20 protein-coding genes are annotated in these 18,002 nt (G+C 45.4%); 7 read left to right on the top strand and 13 right to left on the bottom strand.

The window, feature by feature from the left end:
* Nucleotides 1-21 precede the first annotated feature (21 nt).
* From AYJ58_RS04225 to dolP, 4 genes are all read left to right on the top strand, one after another.
* Nucleotides 22-1,917, top strand: a complete 1,896-nt coding sequence (locus AYJ58_RS04225; protein WP_106649117.1) for a penicillin-binding protein activator — start codon at nt 22-24, stop codon at nt 1,915-1,917.
* On the top strand, nt 1,914-2,240 hold the full coding sequence (locus AYJ58_RS04220; protein WP_106649116.1) for a YraN family protein: 327 nt from the start codon (nt 1,914-1,916) through the stop codon (nt 2,238-2,240). Before AYJ58_RS04225 ends, AYJ58_RS04220 begins: the two co-directional genes overlap by 4 nt.
* A 109-nt stretch (nt 2,241-2,349) precedes the next feature.
* Nucleotides 2,350-2,943, top strand: coding sequence for a phosphoheptose isomerase (locus AYJ58_RS04215; protein WP_006083530.1), 594 nt, complete (start codon nt 2,350-2,352; stop codon nt 2,941-2,943).
* On the top strand, nt 2,940-3,506 hold the full coding sequence (dolP, locus tag AYJ58_RS04210) for a division/outer membrane stress-associated lipid-binding lipoprotein (protein WP_106649115.1): 567 nt from the start codon (nt 2,940-2,942) through the stop codon (nt 3,504-3,506). Before AYJ58_RS04215 ends, dolP begins: the two co-directional genes overlap by 4 nt.
* A gap of 92 nt (nt 3,507-3,598) precedes the next feature.
* Here dolP and AYJ58_RS04205 read toward each other — a convergent pair whose 3' ends face one another.
* On the bottom strand, nt 3,599-4,483 hold the full coding sequence (locus AYJ58_RS04205) for a DMT family transporter (RefSeq protein ID WP_106649114.1): 885 nt from the start codon (nt 4,481-4,483) through the stop codon (nt 3,599-3,601).
* A gap of 120 nt (nt 4,484-4,603) precedes the next feature.
* On the opposite strand from AYJ58_RS04205, the gene AYJ58_RS04200 reads away from it, so the two are divergent.
* Entirely contained in the window at nt 4,604-5,476 is an 873-nt protein-coding gene (locus AYJ58_RS04200; protein ID WP_006084499.1) for a LysR substrate-binding domain-containing protein, read from the top strand.
* Between the two features lie 63 nt (nt 5,477-5,539).
* On the opposite strand, the gene trpS is transcribed toward AYJ58_RS04200, so the two are convergent.
* From trpS to rpe, 3 genes are all read right to left on the bottom strand, one after another.
* Nucleotides 5,540-6,538, bottom strand: a complete 999-nt coding sequence (gene trpS, locus AYJ58_RS04195; RefSeq protein ID WP_106649113.1) for a tryptophan--tRNA ligase — start codon at nt 6,536-6,538, stop codon at nt 5,540-5,542.
* Between the two features lie 69 nt (nt 6,539-6,607).
* The gene (locus AYJ58_RS04190; RefSeq protein WP_106649112.1) at nt 6,608-7,285 is read right to left on the bottom strand and encodes a phosphoglycolate phosphatase; all 678 of its coding nucleotides are present in this window, start codon (nt 7,283-7,285) and stop codon (nt 6,608-6,610) included.
* Between the two features lie 2 nt (nt 7,286-7,287).
* Nucleotides 7,288-7,962: a ribulose-phosphate 3-epimerase gene (gene rpe / locus AYJ58_RS04185; RefSeq protein WP_012090481.1), complete on the bottom strand. Its 675-nt coding sequence runs from the start codon at nt 7,960-7,962 to the stop codon at nt 7,288-7,290.
* A 276-nt stretch (nt 7,963-8,238) separates the two neighbouring features.
* Here rpe and AYJ58_RS04180 point away from each other — a divergent pair, with 276 nt between their 5' ends.
* Together AYJ58_RS04180 and AYJ58_RS04175 are read left to right on the top strand one after the other, a co-directional pair.
* A complete protein-coding gene (locus tag AYJ58_RS04180; RefSeq protein WP_106649111.1) occupies nt 8,239-8,604 on the top strand; it encodes a hypothetical protein in 366 nt (121 codons plus the stop codon).
* A complete protein-coding gene (locus AYJ58_RS04175; RefSeq protein ID WP_106649110.1) occupies nt 8,604-8,789 on the top strand; it encodes a DUF2970 domain-containing protein in 186 nt (61 codons plus the stop codon). The genes AYJ58_RS04180 and AYJ58_RS04175 overlap by 1 nt, the downstream gene beginning before the upstream one ends.
* 18 nt (nt 8,790-8,807) lie before the next feature.
* Here AYJ58_RS04175 and AYJ58_RS04170 read toward each other — a convergent pair whose 3' ends face one another.
* The 9 genes from AYJ58_RS04170 to AYJ58_RS04130 all read right to left on the bottom strand — a co-directional run bounded on the left by AYJ58_RS04170 (nt 8,808) and on the right by AYJ58_RS04130 (nt 17,840).
* The gene (locus tag AYJ58_RS04170; RefSeq protein WP_106649109.1) at nt 8,808-9,647 is read right to left on the bottom strand and encodes a Dam family site-specific DNA-(adenine-N6)-methyltransferase; all 840 of its coding nucleotides are present in this window, start codon (nt 9,645-9,647) and stop codon (nt 8,808-8,810) included.
* A gap of 48 nt (nt 9,648-9,695) precedes the next feature.
* Complete coding sequence (locus AYJ58_RS04165; RefSeq protein ID WP_106649108.1) at nt 9,696-11,144, bottom strand: AAA family ATPase; 1,449 nt, start codon at nt 11,142-11,144, stop codon at nt 9,696-9,698.
* A gap of 18 nt (nt 11,145-11,162) precedes the next feature.
* Nucleotides 11,163-12,239 (bottom strand): 3-dehydroquinate synthase, encoded by a 1,077-nt coding sequence (gene aroB, locus AYJ58_RS04160; RefSeq protein WP_106649107.1) that lies wholly within the window; start codon nt 12,237-12,239, stop codon nt 11,163-11,165.
* 9 nt (nt 12,240-12,248) lie between these two features.
* A complete protein-coding gene (aroK, locus tag AYJ58_RS04155; RefSeq protein ID WP_006083542.1) occupies nt 12,249-12,764 on the bottom strand; it encodes a shikimate kinase AroK in 516 nt (171 codons plus the stop codon).
* Nucleotides 12,765-12,980: 216 nt separating this feature from the next.
* Nucleotides 12,981-15,032 (bottom strand): type IV pilus secretin PilQ, encoded by a 2,052-nt coding sequence (locus AYJ58_RS04150; RefSeq protein WP_106649106.1) that lies wholly within the window; start codon nt 15,030-15,032, stop codon nt 12,981-12,983.
* A 21-nt stretch (nt 15,033-15,053) separates the two neighbouring features.
* Nucleotides 15,054-15,569: a pilus assembly protein PilP gene (locus AYJ58_RS04145; protein WP_106649105.1), complete on the bottom strand. Its 516-nt coding sequence runs from the start codon at nt 15,567-15,569 to the stop codon at nt 15,054-15,056.
* Nucleotides 15,569-16,192, bottom strand: a complete 624-nt coding sequence (locus tag AYJ58_RS04140; RefSeq protein ID WP_106649104.1) for a type 4a pilus biogenesis protein PilO — start codon at nt 16,190-16,192, stop codon at nt 15,569-15,571. The genes AYJ58_RS04145 and AYJ58_RS04140 overlap by 1 nt, the downstream gene beginning before the upstream one ends.
* Nucleotides 16,189-16,773, bottom strand: a complete 585-nt coding sequence (locus AYJ58_RS04135; RefSeq protein WP_106649103.1) for a PilN domain-containing protein — start codon at nt 16,771-16,773, stop codon at nt 16,189-16,191. Before AYJ58_RS04135 ends, AYJ58_RS04140 begins: the two co-directional genes overlap by 4 nt.
* Nucleotides 16,761-17,840 carry a pilus assembly protein PilM gene (locus AYJ58_RS04130; RefSeq protein WP_106651741.1) on the bottom strand — a complete coding sequence of 360 codons (1,080 nt, stop codon included), beginning with the start codon at nt 17,838-17,840 and terminating at the stop codon, nt 16,761-16,763. The genes AYJ58_RS04135 and AYJ58_RS04130 overlap by 13 nt, the downstream gene beginning before the upstream one ends.
* Between the last annotated feature and the right edge of the window lie 162 nt (nt 17,841-18,002).

Below are 18,002 nucleotides of genomic sequence, written 5' to 3'. Positions count from 1 at the left end.
ATCTTACCAGAGTGAAGCCCAGTGTTAAAAAGCCTGAATACAACTAAGTTCGTTTCCGTGGCCATTTTATCGGTAATCTTGGCGGGTTGTGGTGTTTCATCGCCCAATTCCACTGGAACAACCGCCACAGTGGCTACCTCATTAGCATCCGCACCTTTGGCGGCAAATGTCTATTTGGCGCAAGCGGCCAATAGCAAAGACCCGCAGCAGCGCGATACTAATCTGCTGCTAGCAGCCCATGCCTATATTAATGCCAATGACTATGCGGCGGCGCAGAAGCTACTTAAATCGATACAGCCGAGCTTAACTCAGAGCCCTACATTACTGGCCGAACATAAATATTTAACTGCACGTGCACTTGAACATACGTCCACCTACAGTGATGCCCTTAAAACCTTAAATTATCCAAGTAGTTGGAGCCTGCCAAGCTGGCAAATGACGGCCTATCACCAATTCAAAGCGCATTTATATCAATTGAATAAACAGCCAATTGAACAAGTGCGCGAGTTGAGTTTGCTGACAACTTACTTGCCCCCCGCCCAAGCCAACGAAGTGAATAACACCATTTGGCAAGTGCTGCAGCCGATGCACGAACAAACCATAAAGACGTTTACCCAAGATGCTAAGACTCCAGTGTTTGCGGGCTGGTTACAACTGGCTTATATCGCTAAGCATTATGCCGTCGATCCCACCCAGTTAGTGCGCTACTTAGGTGAATGGCAGAAACAAAATCCTTATCACCCAGCTGCAGCCAAACTGCCCGCCGATTTGGATAGAGCCTTAAACGCTAAACCATTTACGCCGAAAAATATTGCCGTGCTGTTGCCGCTGACGGGTCCAAGAGCGAACGCCGCCAATGCGATTCGCCAAGGTATATTAGCTAGCTATATGGCAAAGCAAAACGACCAAGTCGCAGTGAATTTTTACGACACGGCCAACGATGCGGCGAGTGCCTATCAACAGGCACTGACAGCAGGAGCCGAGTTTATTATTGGCCCATTACTACCGACTGAAATCGAACAAATACAAGTGATGAATGCAGCAAATACTGCCACCACTAATGCGCTGACCAATGCGGCTAACCCTGAAAAAACAGCTAATACAGTTGCAGCTGCGCCTGTACCACAACTGTTTTTGAATCAAGTTGATAAGTTCACCCCCGATCCAAACAAATTCTACTTTGCGCTATCACCAGCCCAAGAAGCAGCCGATGCCGCCGAGCATTTATATCAAGATGGCGTCACTATGCCATTGCTGCTCGCCAGCAATGATGCCCTTGGCAAACGTATGGCCGAAAGCTTTATTCAAGCGTGGAAAAAGAAGAGCGATAACGTCGTCGAAGTCTATTACTACGATGGCGGCGACCAAATGAAAACCACAGTGCAAGATGCCCTTGGCGTACGTGATAGCCAAGCCCGCATCGCACGCATCAAGGAGCTGCTGGGTAACTCAGTGCAGGCTGACTTCCGCTCACGCCAAGATATTGATGCCATTTATATGATTTCAACGCCGCAGGATCTGACTCTGCTCAAGGCCTTTATCGACGTAAACTTTAGCGTATTCACTCAACCTGTGCCCTTGTATACCTCAAGCCGCAGCCGAGTTGAGAACGAAAGCACACAAACGGCGCAGGATTTAAATAACCTCACCTTAAGTGATGCACCTTGGCTGATGCAAAACGGCGAAGAAAACCTTATGGTTAACACATTATTTTCGGGCTGGAATAACAGCCAGAAACGTTTGTTTGTTATGGGTTATGATGCAATGGACTTGATCGGCCGCTTAGCGCAAATGCGCTCATTTACGGGCTACCAATTCAATGGCCGCAGCGGCGCTTTATCGGTTAACCCAGATGGCATAGTAAACCGCCAATTAAGCTGGGGACGTTACCAAAGAGGCAGCTTCCGCCAGCTATGACACTCGGACAACAGGCAGAAGCGCACGCACAACGTTACCTTGAACAGCAAGGGTTAACTTTTGTCGAACGTAATGTCCGCTATCCGTTTGGGGAAATTGATTTAATCATGCGCCATAAAAGCCATTGGGTATTTGTTGAAGTAAAATATCGCTCGGCAACCCAATATGGCGGCGCATTACAGGCTTTAAGCACGGCGCAAATAGCGCGGATTCGCAAAGCGGCCAACCATTATTTGCAACTCAATCGGCTCGATGTGCCCTGTCGTTTCGATGTCATCGCCATGGAAGCCGATCAAATTCATTGGCTCGTCGATGCCTTTTAAGCGCCAATAGTGCGAGAGTAGCGCCACAAATTATTTTTAACGTCTGTGCCTCAACACGCTTGTGGAAATATGGCATGATAGCAACACTTTATCCTGAAAGGATTTATCCATGTTAGAACGCATTAAAGACAGCTTTACTGAATCTATCCAGACAAAAATCGATGCAGCCGAAGCACTGCCAGAATCAATCGCCAAAGCGGCCGAGATGATGGTGCACTGTCTTTTGGGTGGCAATAAAATCCTTGCTTGCGGTAACGGCGGCAGCGCTGGCGATGCACAACATTTCTCAGCTGAATTGCTAAACCGCTACGAGATTGAGCGTCCACCCTTACCGGCCATCGCCCTGTCTACTGACACTTCAACCATCACAGCTATCGCCAACGACTATAGCTATGATGAGATTTTCTCAAAACAGATTTTTGCCTTAGGCCAACCGGGCGACATTCTGCTGGCAATCTCCACCAGCGGTAATTCAGGTAACGTAATCAAAGCCATGGAAGCCGCATTAAGCCGCGACATGACTATCGTTGCCCTAACGGGTAAAGATGGCGGCGCTATGGCTGGCCTGCTGAGCGTGGGCGATGTGGAAATCCGCGTGCCTTCTAACGTCACCGCACGAATTCAAGAAGTGCACTTACTGGTGATCCACTGCCTGTGTGACAACATCGACCGCACACTCTTCCCGCAGGACGAGCAGCAATGAGACACGCTGCCCCACTGTTAATGGTTTGCTTGCTGCTACAAGGCTGCGCCGGTGCCGTTATGGTGGGCGCAGTGAGTGGCGCCATGATGGCCAATGATGAGCGCACTGTTAAGACACAGATTGATGATACTAATACGGATTTTAGGATAACTAGCGCACTGCTAGAGCAAGAAGATCTTAAAAAACAAACCAATATCACTGGCGTGTCCGTCAATGGCAATGTGCTTATGATAGGCCAAGCCCCTAACTCCATGTTAAGGGATAAAGCCATCAAGGTTGTGCAAGACCTTAAGCTAGGCGGCAAGATCCACAATCAGATCCGCATTGGCAACCCGACTTCTTTCACTACACGCAGCAACGACACTTGGGTCACCACCAAAGTGAAGGGCCGCATGTTAAACGAGAAAGATTTAGATGTGACTCGCATTAAAGTCATCACTGAAAATGGTGAAGTATTCTTACTTGGTGTTATCCATCGCTCGCAAGCAGATTTAGCTGTCGATATCGCCCGCAATACAGCAGGCGTGCGTAAAGTGGTGAAAGTATTTGAATATACAGAGTAACTTTACAATTCAAGTATGTTGAAATGTGAGTATTTAGGCAGTGAAGCCTAAGTCGCGAGTCAACTCGCATACTTAGGCTTAAACGCTCAGCGTTATTTCCCCGTTAGTGTATCTGCAACCTTAGGCGTCGATTTTGATAACAGCGACCCTAACCAAGGTAAACACAACGAAGGCAACACAATCAAAGCAGCGCCGAGCCAGCTTAAGTTATCCAACCACTCATCGAATAACAACCAGCCTAAAAAGACAATAAATAACAAGCCAGTGTATTCCGCAATCGCGATATCGCTTGCCTGTGCTTTACGGTAGGCCAGCACGCAAAACCAATGATACACAAGTAAAAATGCGTTGCTCAGCAATGCCACGCCCACCAGCTCCCAACTCAAACCTTCGATGCCCTGAAACGCCGCAATCACTAACGTCGCTGGAATACCCAGCAAGTTATACAACATCAGCGTTAACACGGGATGCTCAGCATTAGGCACTTTTTTCAGCGCTAACTGATTCACCGCAAAGGTAAAAGCCGAAAATAGCACAGCAATGCCATACCAGTTCATTTCACTCGGCCGCAGGATAATCAAAATACCGACAAAACCTAAGCCTGTGCAGATGGTCTGGGCAGCAGTGATCCTCTCTCTCAGGAAGAAATACCCCATCAAGATGATCATCAAAGGTGCCGAGTAAAACAATGAGCTAACCGTCGCGAGTGGCAATGCCATCAAGCCAATAATTAAAAAAAGCGCGCCAACTGAGCCTATGTTGGCACGCCAAAGGTGAACTGAAATATGTGTCGTCATCGGCCGCTGTGAATACAACCACACTGGCAACAACATAAAGACTGAGGAGATTTGCCTGACAAGAAGGAAAGTCGAGGCATTCGCATCGTCCGGTAACCACTTGATCGACACATCATAGAAGGCACTAAATAGATTACCTACTATCAATAAAATCAAACCGATAACAACTGGGCGTTGCATTTTTTAACATCCATAAATCTCAATGGCGGCATGATAATCCTCCCAAAACTTAAGCTGAAATGATGCTTTCTCATGCTAGATGAATTAAATTCATACTAAAGCCTTTAGATATTGAAAATAATGAGAAAGCTACCACCATTACGCGCTCTGCAAGTGTTTGAGGCCGCCGCCCGACAGCAGCATTTTTCTAAGGCAGCCGATGAACTGTGCATCACCCAAAGTGCGGTTTCTCACCAAGTACGAGTATTAGAAGAGTATTTTGGCGAGCAACTGTTTGACCGCCAGGGGCGTAAACTGCAGTTAACCCCGAAGGGACACGGACTATTTCTAGAGTTAGAGCGGATATTCAACGAGTTAAGTGATCTTAATTTGAAGGTGCGCGACACGCCCAATCAGCAGCTGTGCTTAGCAGTTTACAGTTCCTTCTCGGTGAAATGGTTGATCCCCAGACTCGCCGATTTTCGCCGCCAATATCCGAGCGTAAAAATCCGCCTTGAGATGATCACCCAAGATCCTGATCTCAGCACTAGCACGGCAGATATCTTTATCGCAGGAAAACTGAATCAACGCGGCTATTGGCAACAGTTACTACACAAAGAACGGCTAATCCCAGTGTGCAGCCCAAATTTCTACCTTAAATGGCGCGACATAAGCCTGAATAATTTCCAGCAACAAGCCCTGCTGGTTGTCGATGAAGGCCCACTCGGACTCGACTGGCACAAGTGGTCATCGGCGCACCAAATCCCACTCGATAACGAACAACAACATGTGTTTAGTCATATTGTGATGGCGATTGAGGCGGCGATTGCAGGCCAAGGCTTAGCCCTAGCGCCGGACTTTATGGTGGCAGGTGATATCACCACGGGGCGTTTGGTCGCCTTGAATCTTCCCGATGTGCATACTGGATTTGAATTTACTTTCTTTTGTAAGCAACGCCGTTTATCAGAACCTGCGATTGCCGCCTTCTCCTCTTGGCTTAAATCACAGGCCTAAGGTGAGCATACAGACACAAAAAAGCCGACGCTGACGTCGGCTTAATTTATCGCTATCGGTTGATTACACTAACAAACCAATCTTCTCGTACACTTTTTTCAGCGTCACTTCGGCGCGCGCCTGCGCACTCTGGGCGCCCGCTTTCATCACTTGGTCTAAGTATGCACGATCGGCACGAATCGCGCGGTAACGCTCTTGCAGCGGTTCTAACATGCTCACAACCGCTTCACCTGCTGCACCTTTCAAATGGCCATACATCTTGCCTTCAAATTCGGCTTCTAGGCTTGCAATGCTTTGCCCTGTCACACCCGACATGAGACTCAGTAGGTTAGAAACGCCTGGTTTATTTTCCATGTCGAAACGCACGACAGGCGGCTCATCACTGTCTGTCATGGCTTTTTTCAGCTTCTTCAGCACAGATTTCGGATCTTCTAGCAGGCCGATGACGTTGTTACGGTTCTCGTCTGACTTAGACATCTTCTTCAGCGGCTCCTGCAGCGACATGACTTTCGCGCCATGCTCAGGAATAAACGGCTCAGGAATAGTGAAAGTATCGCCGTAAGCATTATTGAAGCGAGTCGCGATATCACGCGTTAACTCAAGATGTTGCTTCTGATCTTGACCAACTGGGATTTCGTTCGCTTGATAAATCAAAATATCCGCCGCCATCAGCACAGGGTAACCAAACAGACCCACGTTGATGTTGTTAGCGTGCTTTTGTGACTTATCTTTAAACTGCGTCATGCGGCTCAACTCGCCCATTTGGGTGTAGCAGTTTAGTGCCCAACCCAATTGCGTATGTTGTGGCACCTGTGACTGGATAAACACTGTGCTCTTTTTAGGATCGACGCCACAGGCCAAATACAGAGCTAAAGTGTCTAAACAAGCTTCACGCAACGCTTTAGGATCTTGACGCACGGTAATAGCATGCAAGTCGACTACACAATACAAGCAGTCGTGGCTATCTTGCATCGCAACCCATTGACGCAATGCACCCATGTAGTTACCTATGGTTAATTCGCCGGACGGCTGTGCACCGCTGAGTACTATGGGTTTGGTCATTACGTCATTGCTCCACTATCTATATTAAAAAGACTATAAAAAATCGACTAAAGAACGGGTAAACACCTATTACTTGAGAGGTTTTACCCAGTTCAAAATCTCACTAAATTGCTCACATACGGCATCTGGGCCACTGAGCCCAATATCTTCACCGTAGTTGTAGCCGTAGGTCAAGCCGATTGACGCTATCCCAGCCGCTTTCGCCGCTAAAATGTCGTTTTTAGAGTCGCCGACCATCAATAACGCCTCTTTATCCAATTGCCACTCATGCAATAAGTGCTGCAGCGGCAAAGGATCGGGCTTCATCTTAGCTAGAGTATCGCCACCTAACACTAAGCTGAAAAAGTCATTAATCCCAAAGGCATTGAGTAATGGCAAGGTAAAACGATAGGGTTTATTGGTGACAACGGCGAGCTTAAAACCTGCATCGAACAAGGTTTGCAGTACTTGATGCACGTCACTATACAGCGCACTGTGTTTTTCAAGATTCTCTTGATAGTGATGCATAAAAATCGGCATGGCCGCATCCAGTGCGGTTTGCTCAACATCCGCTCCCAAGGCATGGGTCATGGCGCGGCGCATTAACATTTCGGCACCGTTACCGACCCAAGTACGCACTTGGGCCTCAGAGCAGCTCTTCAAACCTAACTCGGCTAAGGCTTCCTGCGTGGCAACGGCTAGGTCCGGCACACTGTCGATCAGCGTGCCATCAAGATCAAACGCTATCGCTTTAATCTTATCCCACATGCCTATGCCCCAACTTTAGCAAGTTCGGCACGCATCTCATCAACAACAGCTTTGTAATCTGGCTTGCCGAAAATGGCAGAGCCCGCAACAAACATGTCGGCACCGGCGGCGGCGATTTCAGCAATATTGTCGACCTTAACGCCGCCATCCACTTCTAAGCGAATATCGAACCCACTGGCATCGATACGCGCACGCACTTGACGCAGTTTATCTAAGGTCGATGGGATAAAAGATTGACCGCCAAAACCAGGGTTGACCGACATCAACAGAATCACATCCAGCTTATCCATCACATGGTCGAGATAATGCAGTGGTGTGGCAGGATTAAACACGAGACCCGCTTTACAGCCACATTCTTTGATCAACTGAAGTGTGCGATCGACGTGCTCTGAGGCTTCTGGATGGAAAGTAATAATAGATGCGCCCGCTTTAGCAAAATCAGGCACGATACGGTCAACTGGCTTAACCATCAAATGCACATCAATATCGGCGGTAATACCGTAGTTACGCAGCGCTTGGCACACCATGGGGCCAATTGTTAAGTTAGGAACATAGTGATTATCCATCACATCAAAATGCACTACGTCGGTCCCCGCATCTAACACGGCTTTTACATCATCACCCAAACGGGCAAAATCGGCAGATAAAATCGATGGAGCAATCAAGAATGGACGCATAAAACACTCGCTGCTATTTGGATGAAAAGTGCCTTATTTTACCCTGAGCCAAGCTAAGCCTCTATAGCTAAAGCCACATTTCTGGCAATTGATACACGATGCCCGTGTCAGCAAAGCAGCACATTCTGTAACTATCGCAGTCAATTGGGGCTTGGATTCGGTAAAATAAGCTAATATTTACGCGCATTTTGGTGGCTATTGATAAATTTTTGTTCATAAACTAGGCGAGTTTGTTATACTCGAGGCGCAATGCTGGTTCATTTCAAAGGAAGCGTTATGAAGGGGCGATTTAGTTTGTTTTCACACTATGTTAAGTCAGTGGCATTTAAGTCATCTATGATGTTGGCATTCACTGCTGTTGTCGTGGCCACGTTAGCTTTTGGCGTTGAAAAACTTACGGAAAATACCGAAACAGCTTCATGCGCTTGTAGCAGTGACACCCGTTACAATAATGCTCTGCCTAGTAGTCATCCTAATAATCGTTGCGCCGATCAAGCACAAACCCTAAGCTGGAAAACGTGGCTCACAGGAAAAAACCGTTCGAGTCAGTTCCACTTTGTCGATCTGCTTGAGCTATTACACGGCCATCAAGATAAACCTATGGATGACCTCAAGCCCACTACATCGCATCTCGCCTATTAATGCTTAGCCGTATCTGGCAAGTATTCCACAGTACCTTCGCCGCCTTTTTCGGGGTACAAACTGACGAAAATCGTAAAAAAGACTTCCAAACGGGTTCACCATTACCTTACATAGCTATGGGAATCGTATTGGCAATCGTTTTAGTGGCAAGTTTGATGTTTCTCGTAGGACAAGTGCTTAGCTGAACGTAGGCTATGTCGAACCTAGTCATCCTTTGGATCGTAATTTTCATCATATAACGCCATCAACTCATCCACCTTGTTCCGGCCACTGCCATTTTGGCTAATGTTACGTTGCACTTGGATTGTCGCTAAGTGAGCGCCGCGGTATAACTCGCGAGTCAATGGAATATCATGATTACTGATCAATACCGGAATGCCACGCTCCAGTGCTGTATGGCGAGAATGACGGGCAAGCAGTGCTTGATCGTCTAGACTAAAACCCGCACCAACATATGTCGTAAAACTGGATGTAGTCGACAATGGCGCATAAGGTGGATCGCAATAAACCACATCGCCGCTACGTGTCTGCTCGAAGGCTTTTTCGTAGCCTATGCATTTAAACTCGGCACGTTGCGCTTTTTCAGAAAAGGCCCAGATTTCCTTTTCGGGGAAATACGGCTTTTTATAGGAACCAAAAGGCACATTGAAACCGCCCTTACGGTTATAACGACATAAACCATTAAAACCATGACGGTTTAGATAGAGGAAATACACGGAACGCTGGAAAGGGTCACGGCATTTATTAAAGTCGGCCCGCACCTTATAGTAAGCATCTTTTTGATTCATCTCATCAACAAACAACGCCTTAGCTGCGGCAATGTAAGCTTCTGGTTGATGCTTCACAATCTGGTATAGCTCGATCAAATCCTGATTAATGTCACAGAGCAGATAGCTAGGATAATCCGTATTTAAGAAAACGGATCCTGCACCCACGAATGGCTCGACCAAACGGTCTCCAGTAGGTAAATAACTGGCCAATTCATCCACCAATTTAAATTTACCGCCAGCCCACTTAAGGAAGGCTCTGTGTTTTTTTATCATTTAACTTGATGAATGCCGACAAAAATAAAGGCCATGATTGTACTCTGTTTATTCTGAAATTTCACGATTTGGCAGACTTTCTTCTAGTTGATAATCTTTCAAATCGGCCCATTTGCGAACCCAAGGTTGATCGAGATGATACTCTTTAACCACTTGTGCGGCGGCATTCGAAGCTGACTTGCTATTGCTGTAGTTGCCAACAAGGACAACCCAGCGTTGCTTATGTCGTGCAACGCGAACACCCTCGACATGCTCGATACTCTTTAGTGTTGAACGCAGGGTATCCAATTGAGCAACACTGGCAATCTGTATTGTGTAACCCTTGAGCGGCTTTTTCGTATCAAAGAATACTTTAGTTATCGGCTTTTCAACCTTTACAGTCGCAGCCGTTACAGGTTGAATCTCTGCTACTTTGGCTTGTGATTTGGTCCCTTCAGGCGGCTTATCCTCACCAAAAGACTTGCTACTCTCCTCACCCACACTCATCAAAGCGGCATCGTCAGGCACAGGATGTGGCGCTTCACCGTGGAATTCACTTAAAGGATCAAAGGCTTGTTCAGTTTTGGCTTCTGCCGTCTCGATTTCAATCACTTTCGCAGTCTCCGCAGCGAGCTTTAGTTGCTCAGCGCGCAGCATAAAATAGGGCGCTAAAACTTTTTGCCCGTAGGACAAGAAGGCGGGTGAATCTATCGATGGATAAGTCACGACCTCTGGAGCTTGCTCTTCAGAAAAAGGCTGAGTAACGCCAAACCAAATACCTAGCGCTAACAACATGCTCACAGCTGTCACCATCACGGCTTTATACTTCATCCAAGAAGATGTTTTCTCTGGCGTACTATGCAAGGCTTTATCTAACAGATTGACCACTTCCTGCGGCGTACCCGTTTGCTTCTCAAGCTGACTACGTACAATTTCCCTTGGCGTAAAAGGATTTTGCTCGCTGTATCTCAGTAACGTTTGATACAAGGCCTCACGCTCGGGCATGGTTAACGGCTCAATATTGATAGGCAATATCTGCCGCCGTAACGGCTCAGGCAATTGGGGTAATAGGTCGGCTAAAAATGCCGGTGGAACCGTGAGCGTGACGGCGATATTTTTACCCGCACACTGGATCTGATTGAGAATAATACACTCTGCCCATAATGCCTTAGGCAATAAATGCGCATCATCGATAATAATATGTAGGGGTTTAGTTTGGGTACTAGCAAGCCGCAACAAGGTATCGGCAAGGGGAATATCGTCGTCAAAAATCGGGGATGAAATTAACTGGACTAGAATTTTGCGCCGTATCTCAGCGTTATCAGCATGCATAGGACAAATCACAAATGCCGCATTGGATTCGTCAAAATCAGTCGCTAATCCGGTCACTAAGGTGGTTTTGCCTGAGCCGCTGACACCAGAAAGCACCAGCAGCTGATCGCTATAACTGGCAACATGATGCATTCTTTGTATGAGGGCTTCCTGAGAAGGAAGCAAGACAGAACCCTGAAACGTCACTCACCCACCACACAGTTTTTATGCGCAGCGAATAACCTGTTCAAGGGTGGATTCTGTGACTTGACTAAACACATCCGCGCGGCCTATAGCCGTTGGGAGCACGAGTCGAATCTGACCGCCTAAAACTTTTTTATCGCGTCGCATATGTTGAATGAAACTGTCGAAATCCATAGATTCCGGCGCACTCACTGGAAGATCAAAAGCTTGTAGTAACGCTATGATACGACAAACTATTGACTCATCGATAAGCCCCAGTGCCTTAGCTGTTTTAGCAGCAAGGACTGTGCCAGCTGACACTGCTTCACCATGCAACCAATTACCGTAGCCCATTTCGGCTTCAATCGCGTGACCAAAGGTATGACCCAGATTCAATAAAGCACGAACACCTTGCTCAGTTTCGTCTTGGCTAACCACATCAGCCTTAATCTCACAGCAACGGGAGATAGCATAAACCAATGCTTGGGCATCTAAGGTTTTTAGCGCCGTTACATTATCTTCAAGCCATTGAAAAAAATCAGCATCCCACATGATGCCATACTTGATGACTTCCGCCATTCCCGCCGCAAACTCGCGCGCTGGAAGCGTATGTAAACATAAAGTATCGATAAGCACGATTTGTGGCTGATAAAAGGCCCCAATCATGTTTTTACCAAGAGGATGGTTAACAGCCGTTTTACCGCCGACGGAAGAATCCACCTGCGACAATAAAGTTGTCGGAATTTGAATAAAATCGATCCCACGTTGATAACATGCCGCGGCAAAGCCCGTCATATCACCAATTACGCCACCACCCAAAGCCACCAGCACAGAATCTCGACCATAGTTTTGCTGCAGCAATGCAGTAAAAATAACATCTAGATGTGCTAAATCTTTGAATTGTTCGCCATCGGGGAGGATAACACTCTCTACCTCACCAAACGAAGCCATCGTCTCTTGTATCTGTTTTAGATACAAAGGCGCGACAGTTTCATTGGTGACGATAAGAATACGTTTTTTAAGCAGGTAGCGAGACAAGGTCTCGCCATCACTCATCAAATTCTGGCCAATGTAAATGGGATAACTACGTACACCTAAATCAACCTGAATTTGCTTCATAAATTCTGCCTAAAAACCTAATTGCTCAATGATCTGATTGGCGACAATCTTTGCGCTTTGATCATCAGTTTTGACAATCACATCGGCAATTTCTTCGTACAATGGATTACGGATCTCTGCAAGATTCTCCAACACTTCTCGAGGATCATCCACTTGCAATAATGGGCGTCGCTTGTCTCTTTGAGTACGAGCGACCTGTTTGTCGATAGTGGTTTCCAGATAAACCACAATGCCACGAGCAGACAGATGATTACGGATATCTTTGCTTTGTACTGAACCACCACCGGTGGCAAGGACAATACCTTGTTTCTCAGACAAATCAGCAATAACCTGAGCTTCACGACGACGGAAGCCTTCTTCACCTTCGACGTCAAACACCCAAGCAATATCAGCGCCTGTGCGTTGCTCAATCTCTTGATCTGAATCGTGGAATTCTAAATGCAGCATTTGCGCCAGATGGCGACCAATTGTGCTTTTACCTGCGCCCATAGGGCCTACCAGAAAAATATTACGTTTTTCAGCCATTTCTTGTACGTCTGAATCTTATTGAAAAGTATGCCTATATCGACTCAACATCAAGCCGACCTATATGTTACCTTGCTCTTATGAGACTTGACCGAGGATTATCTCAGCTTAAGGTCTACTATGGCAAGCCATGTGCGCTATTTATGCAAAGAATTGTATACCAGTAATAATAAAGCCAGCAATTACTGCTGGCTTTAGTCGATACATAGCAAGTGCTTAGATCTTCTCACCGACAATTTTCGGGGTGACGAAAATAAGTAGCTCTTGACGCTCATTTTTGTCTGTTGTGTTCCTAAACAAGAAACCAACTAAGGGAATATCACCTAGGATTGGCACTTTACTGACACGGCTAATGAGATTTTGCTGATAAATACCACCAAGTACTATGGTTTCGCCGTTATTAACGAGCACTTGGGTACCAATACGTTGAGTATCGATGGCCACAGCAGGACCCGTTGGAGTATCAACGGTTTTACCCTGAGAATCTTGAGTAATTTCTAGATCTAAAATGACTCGGTTATCAGGTGTAATTTGTGGTGTAACCCGTAGAGATAACACCGCCTTCTTAAACGTGACTGACGTTGCACCACTCGAAGTCGACTGCACATAAGGGATCTCGACACCTTGCTCAATATAAGCCGCCTTTTGGTTAGAGGTGGTAATACGAGGGCTAGCGATGATCTCACCTTTGTTTTCTTGCTCTAACGCACTTAATTCCAAATCTAGAATGGTTCCATCTGCCAATTTAGCGACATGAAAAGCAATACTCGCTGGATTAGTTGCTGCCGCGGGTAAGTTAACATTTAAACGCTGATCGGGGGTGGGGATAATTCCGTTGGCAATATTCTGTGCACCTTCTAATGTGCCAGAAGTTCCCTTGCTACCCTGCTGATCGGTGACACCCCAACGAATACCTAAGTCTTCGGAGACATCATCTTTTACAGTCACCATACGTGACTCGATCAACACTTGGCGGATAGGGATATCGAGCACTTCAACTAAGCGGTGGATGTTCTCAATCGTTTCAGCCGTATCTTTCACCAGTACAGTGTTGGTACGTTCATCGACCGCGACTGAACCTCGTGGTGAAAGTAAGCTCGAATCCGTACTTTTTAATAACTCTGCAATATCGACCGCTTTCGCGTAGTTAATTTGTAAATACTCGGAATAGAGCGGTGCTAACTCTTTAACCTCTTGTTTGTTTTTGAGGTTTTGGCTTTCACGAATTGCCAGCTCTTCGCTCGGCGCCACCATTAAGATATTACCTTCGATACGCTTATCTAATCCTTTGGTTTGAAGAATTAGTTCTAAAGCTTGATCCCAAGGCACATCATCCAATCTTAAAGTGATATTACCTTCCACAGTATCACTGGTGACTAAGTTAAAATTGTTATAGTCGGCAATGATTTGTAGCACAGTCCGTACAGGGATATTTTGAAAGTTAAGCGACAAGGTACGGCCATTGTATTTTTTAACATCTTTCTTGGCGGCGACTCTCTCGACTTTATTCATTGAAAGTCTAAAGAGATTATCTTCTTGCTTGTAAGTGAAATCATATTCACCCGCAATATCAACGACAATACGCGCTGTTAAATCTTCTTTAAATGTCTCGAAGCTTTTTACTGGTGTGGAGAAGTCTTTCACATCCATAACATACAGAAGATCGTTATTAATATCTGTGTTATACAACTTCACTTCAAGCTTAGCGCCCACTTGCTCGACATTAGCCGCAACCGAGCGATTATTGAGATAGACCAATAACTCACCGCCACCATTATCATTACGACGGAAATCGATATTTTTAATGCTATTAACGAAGGGGTTTTCAGCTTGGGCTTGAGTCCCTGACACTTCATCGTTAATCGTAAGCCGATATGAATTGCCCATTACTGAACCTTGGTAAGGTTTCACTTTGGACATACCTAAGATGACTTTTAGTTGGGTATCTTGCTGCTCAGTGGTGATATCTGCAACCCCAACCTGATTAATAGGTAAACGATCCTTAGATAAACCCGAGATACTATTATCGAAGGTCAGCACTAGCTCGGCGGGCGAAGCATTTGAATCTATTGCAGGCGGAGCGACCGCATCTTCAAAGACCAATTCTAGCTCCAATTGATGATCAACCAGAGCATGGTATTTAACATCCATTAATCGATTTGCCGCAAAGCTCGATGGCAAAATTCCAAATACCAGTGCGATCCCTATAACAGACTTGATTAAGCCTGAAGAAATTAACGGGACTTTTATCGCGGCAGAAGATTTCATTATTCCCTCATCCTTCGCTCGTTATTCTCCAGAAAGTTCTAAATTGCTTGTCCTTTCGGACCAACAACCAGAACCATCTGGAATTAATTCTACTACTTCGACATTTTGTGAAGTAACTTTAGAAATGCGTCCATTAAACAGACCTAAATACTCACCAACGCCCATCCGATACACACTGCCATCGTTTGTTTCGACTAGTGCCCAAGTCGTATCGGCTTCACTTAAGGTGCCGCGCATTTTTAAATTATCTAAAGGATAAGTTTCTAATCGTCCTTTTCGACGCTTTAAATCTGGTTGTAAACAATCTTTGCTGGTATCAACAACCTCTTCAGTTAGTTCACGTGAAGGTGGTACAAATGGGCTACGCATTAGCTCAGCCTGATAGGCAAAGTGCTCAAACTTTGGCGGTTCTTTTAAAGGTGGAATATGAGCAACGTGTTGCGCTTTAGTTGTAGTAACAAATAGCTCTAAATCACTGCGATCGCCAACACAACCCATTAAAAAAAGACTCAACGCCAATAGAGGTAAGAATTTCATTATTTCTTCCCCTTCTTAGCAGGCTTTTCAGGCGGTAATTCAGCCCCTTCTTTAAAGCGATAGGTCTTAGCTAAAATATCCATGGCTAAGTTACCAGCATCGTCGCGCTTAATCGTAAAATCATGCAGACTGACAATACGCGGCAGTTTTGCTACGCCACTTACCATATTACCTAGCTGATGATAATCGCCTGTAACAGACATTTTAATGGGGAATTCAATATAAAAATCCCGCTGAATTTCCGGCTCCCAATCTAAACTCTTAATTCGAAGTCCTGCATCGGTGGCGACAAAGGTTAAATCATCTAGCAAGCCTGGCATTTCATTCTCAGAGGGTAGCATCTTCAATAACTCGGCAAATTGCACTTCCATCGTTGCTAACTGCTCACGATAAAGTTTTAAATTTGCTGCGAGTTGATACTTATTCTTAAAATCATCTCTGAGTTGAAATTCCCTATCTTGCTCTGCGGTATAAGAGTCAATCGAATCTGAAACTACTAAGAAATAACCCGCTGCAAAAACACACAGTGCCAACAGGATCGCGAAAAAACTTTTAACTTGGTTAGGCCAACCACCAATATTTTCAAAGTCGATATCATTAAATTGACTTAGATCGAGTTTCATTTACTCGCTCCTTTTGTCATTTTCTCAGGCTCGCCCACATTCGCGCCTTTAATCGTGACTCTTAAACTGAATCGCTGTAATTGCCGTAATTCTTCATTTTGAGTCACAATCGACTGCATATTGGGATCGGTTAGCCACTCCGAGGTCTTAACCTTACGCATCATATTGGCAACGTTATTATTTGATTCACTGCGTCCTTCAATCAGTAACAAGCTGCCCTTTTTCTCTAAGCTAGAAAGGTAAATTCCTGGGGGCACAATTCGCACTAACTCATCTAACACATGGGTCGGTAAATTACGGGATTGTTGTAAATTCAAAATAATTTCGGTGCGGCGTTCAATATCCTTCTTACGCTCGGTAATCTTCTTAATCTCAGAAATTTGTGTTTCTAGCAGGCTAATTTCCGATTGCAAATAGGCATTACGCGCTTTTTGCTCATCAGTCATCACGTCCAAAAGAGATACAGCCACATAAACCAAGATTGCCGACGCTAAAAATACCGCGGCTAGAATACCAATATAATCGCGCTTTTGTTTCTCTCTCGCCTCTTCTCGCCAAGGGAGTAGGTTTATGTTCGCCATTGACCGTAACTCCTCAATGCTAAGCCACATGCAACCATATATTTACTGATTGTAGGTTGCAGTACAGTTTTAACCGACTCATCAGCATGCAGGCACCCTTGAAAAGGATCGGCAATAATAGTGTGGACCCCCAATTCATTCGTCAGTAAATTGGCCATACCTTCTAATTTAGAGGTCCCACCACATAATACGAGGTAGTCAACTTTATCTTTTCCACTCGAAGTACAATAGATTTGCAGCGTACGTTTTATTTGTTGTAATAGCTGAGTTTGGAAAGGTGATAGGACTTCAAACATATAATTTCGTGGTAGGTCGCCTTCAATTTTTGCTTTTTCGGCTTGATCATAAGACATGCCATAGAAGGATAATATTGACTGAGTAAATTGCTCACCTCCGAAGGCTTGTTCACGAATAAAAGTCGTCTCTCCCGCTTCAACTACAGAAAAAGTCGTCATATTGGCGCCAATATCGACCATAGCAACGGCCTTATGTTTCGCTCCTTCGGGTAGCTGGGCCAGAATTAATTCAGCTGCGCGACCTAAAGCATAACCTTCTACATCAACCACTTTAGCCTCAAGTTCTACACTATCGAGCGCATCGACTCTGACATCAATATTGTCGGTGCGGCATGCGCTCAACAACACATCCACTTTGGTAGGATCTGTACTGTTTACACTGAGGGTTTCAAAATCTATGCTGACTTCATCGAGTGAATACGGAATAAGGTTATCGGCTTCGATTTCGATCTGTGCTTCCATTTCCTCCTCGCTCAGCGAGGCGTCCATGTAAATGACTTTAGTCATGACTGCAGAGCCTGAAACACAAACCGCAGCATATTTAACCGATTTAGGTAAATTGCGTTTTATTTGCCTAAGGCATTCGACAACGGCATCAGCATCACGAATATCATGATCGTTAACGGCCCCTTTTTTTATAGGTACCGCCGCATGACTCACTATCTTGTATCCATCAGCAGTCTTACTCAACAAAATGGCCTTAACTTCATGGGAACCGATATCGATTCCGACCATCTGCGGAGCCTGACGCTTCCATAAATTTGAAAGCATATCCATTGTCACTTTTTTATTTATATTTCAGTAAAAGAGATTAGCACAAAATCAACTTGTTATACTTACTTGTATCGAATGTTTCGTCATTTTACAAATGCTATTTTAGGCTTCTCACGTTTTTACTTCACCAAGAGGTGTACGCCTTATATACTGTCGCAC

This window comes from Shewanella sp. Pdp11 (genome assembly GCF_002838165.1).
GTDB classification, from domain to species: Bacteria; Pseudomonadota; Gammaproteobacteria; order Enterobacterales; family Shewanellaceae; genus Shewanella; species Shewanella hafniensis.
This window is presented reverse-complemented; position numbering and strand designations above follow the sequence as displayed.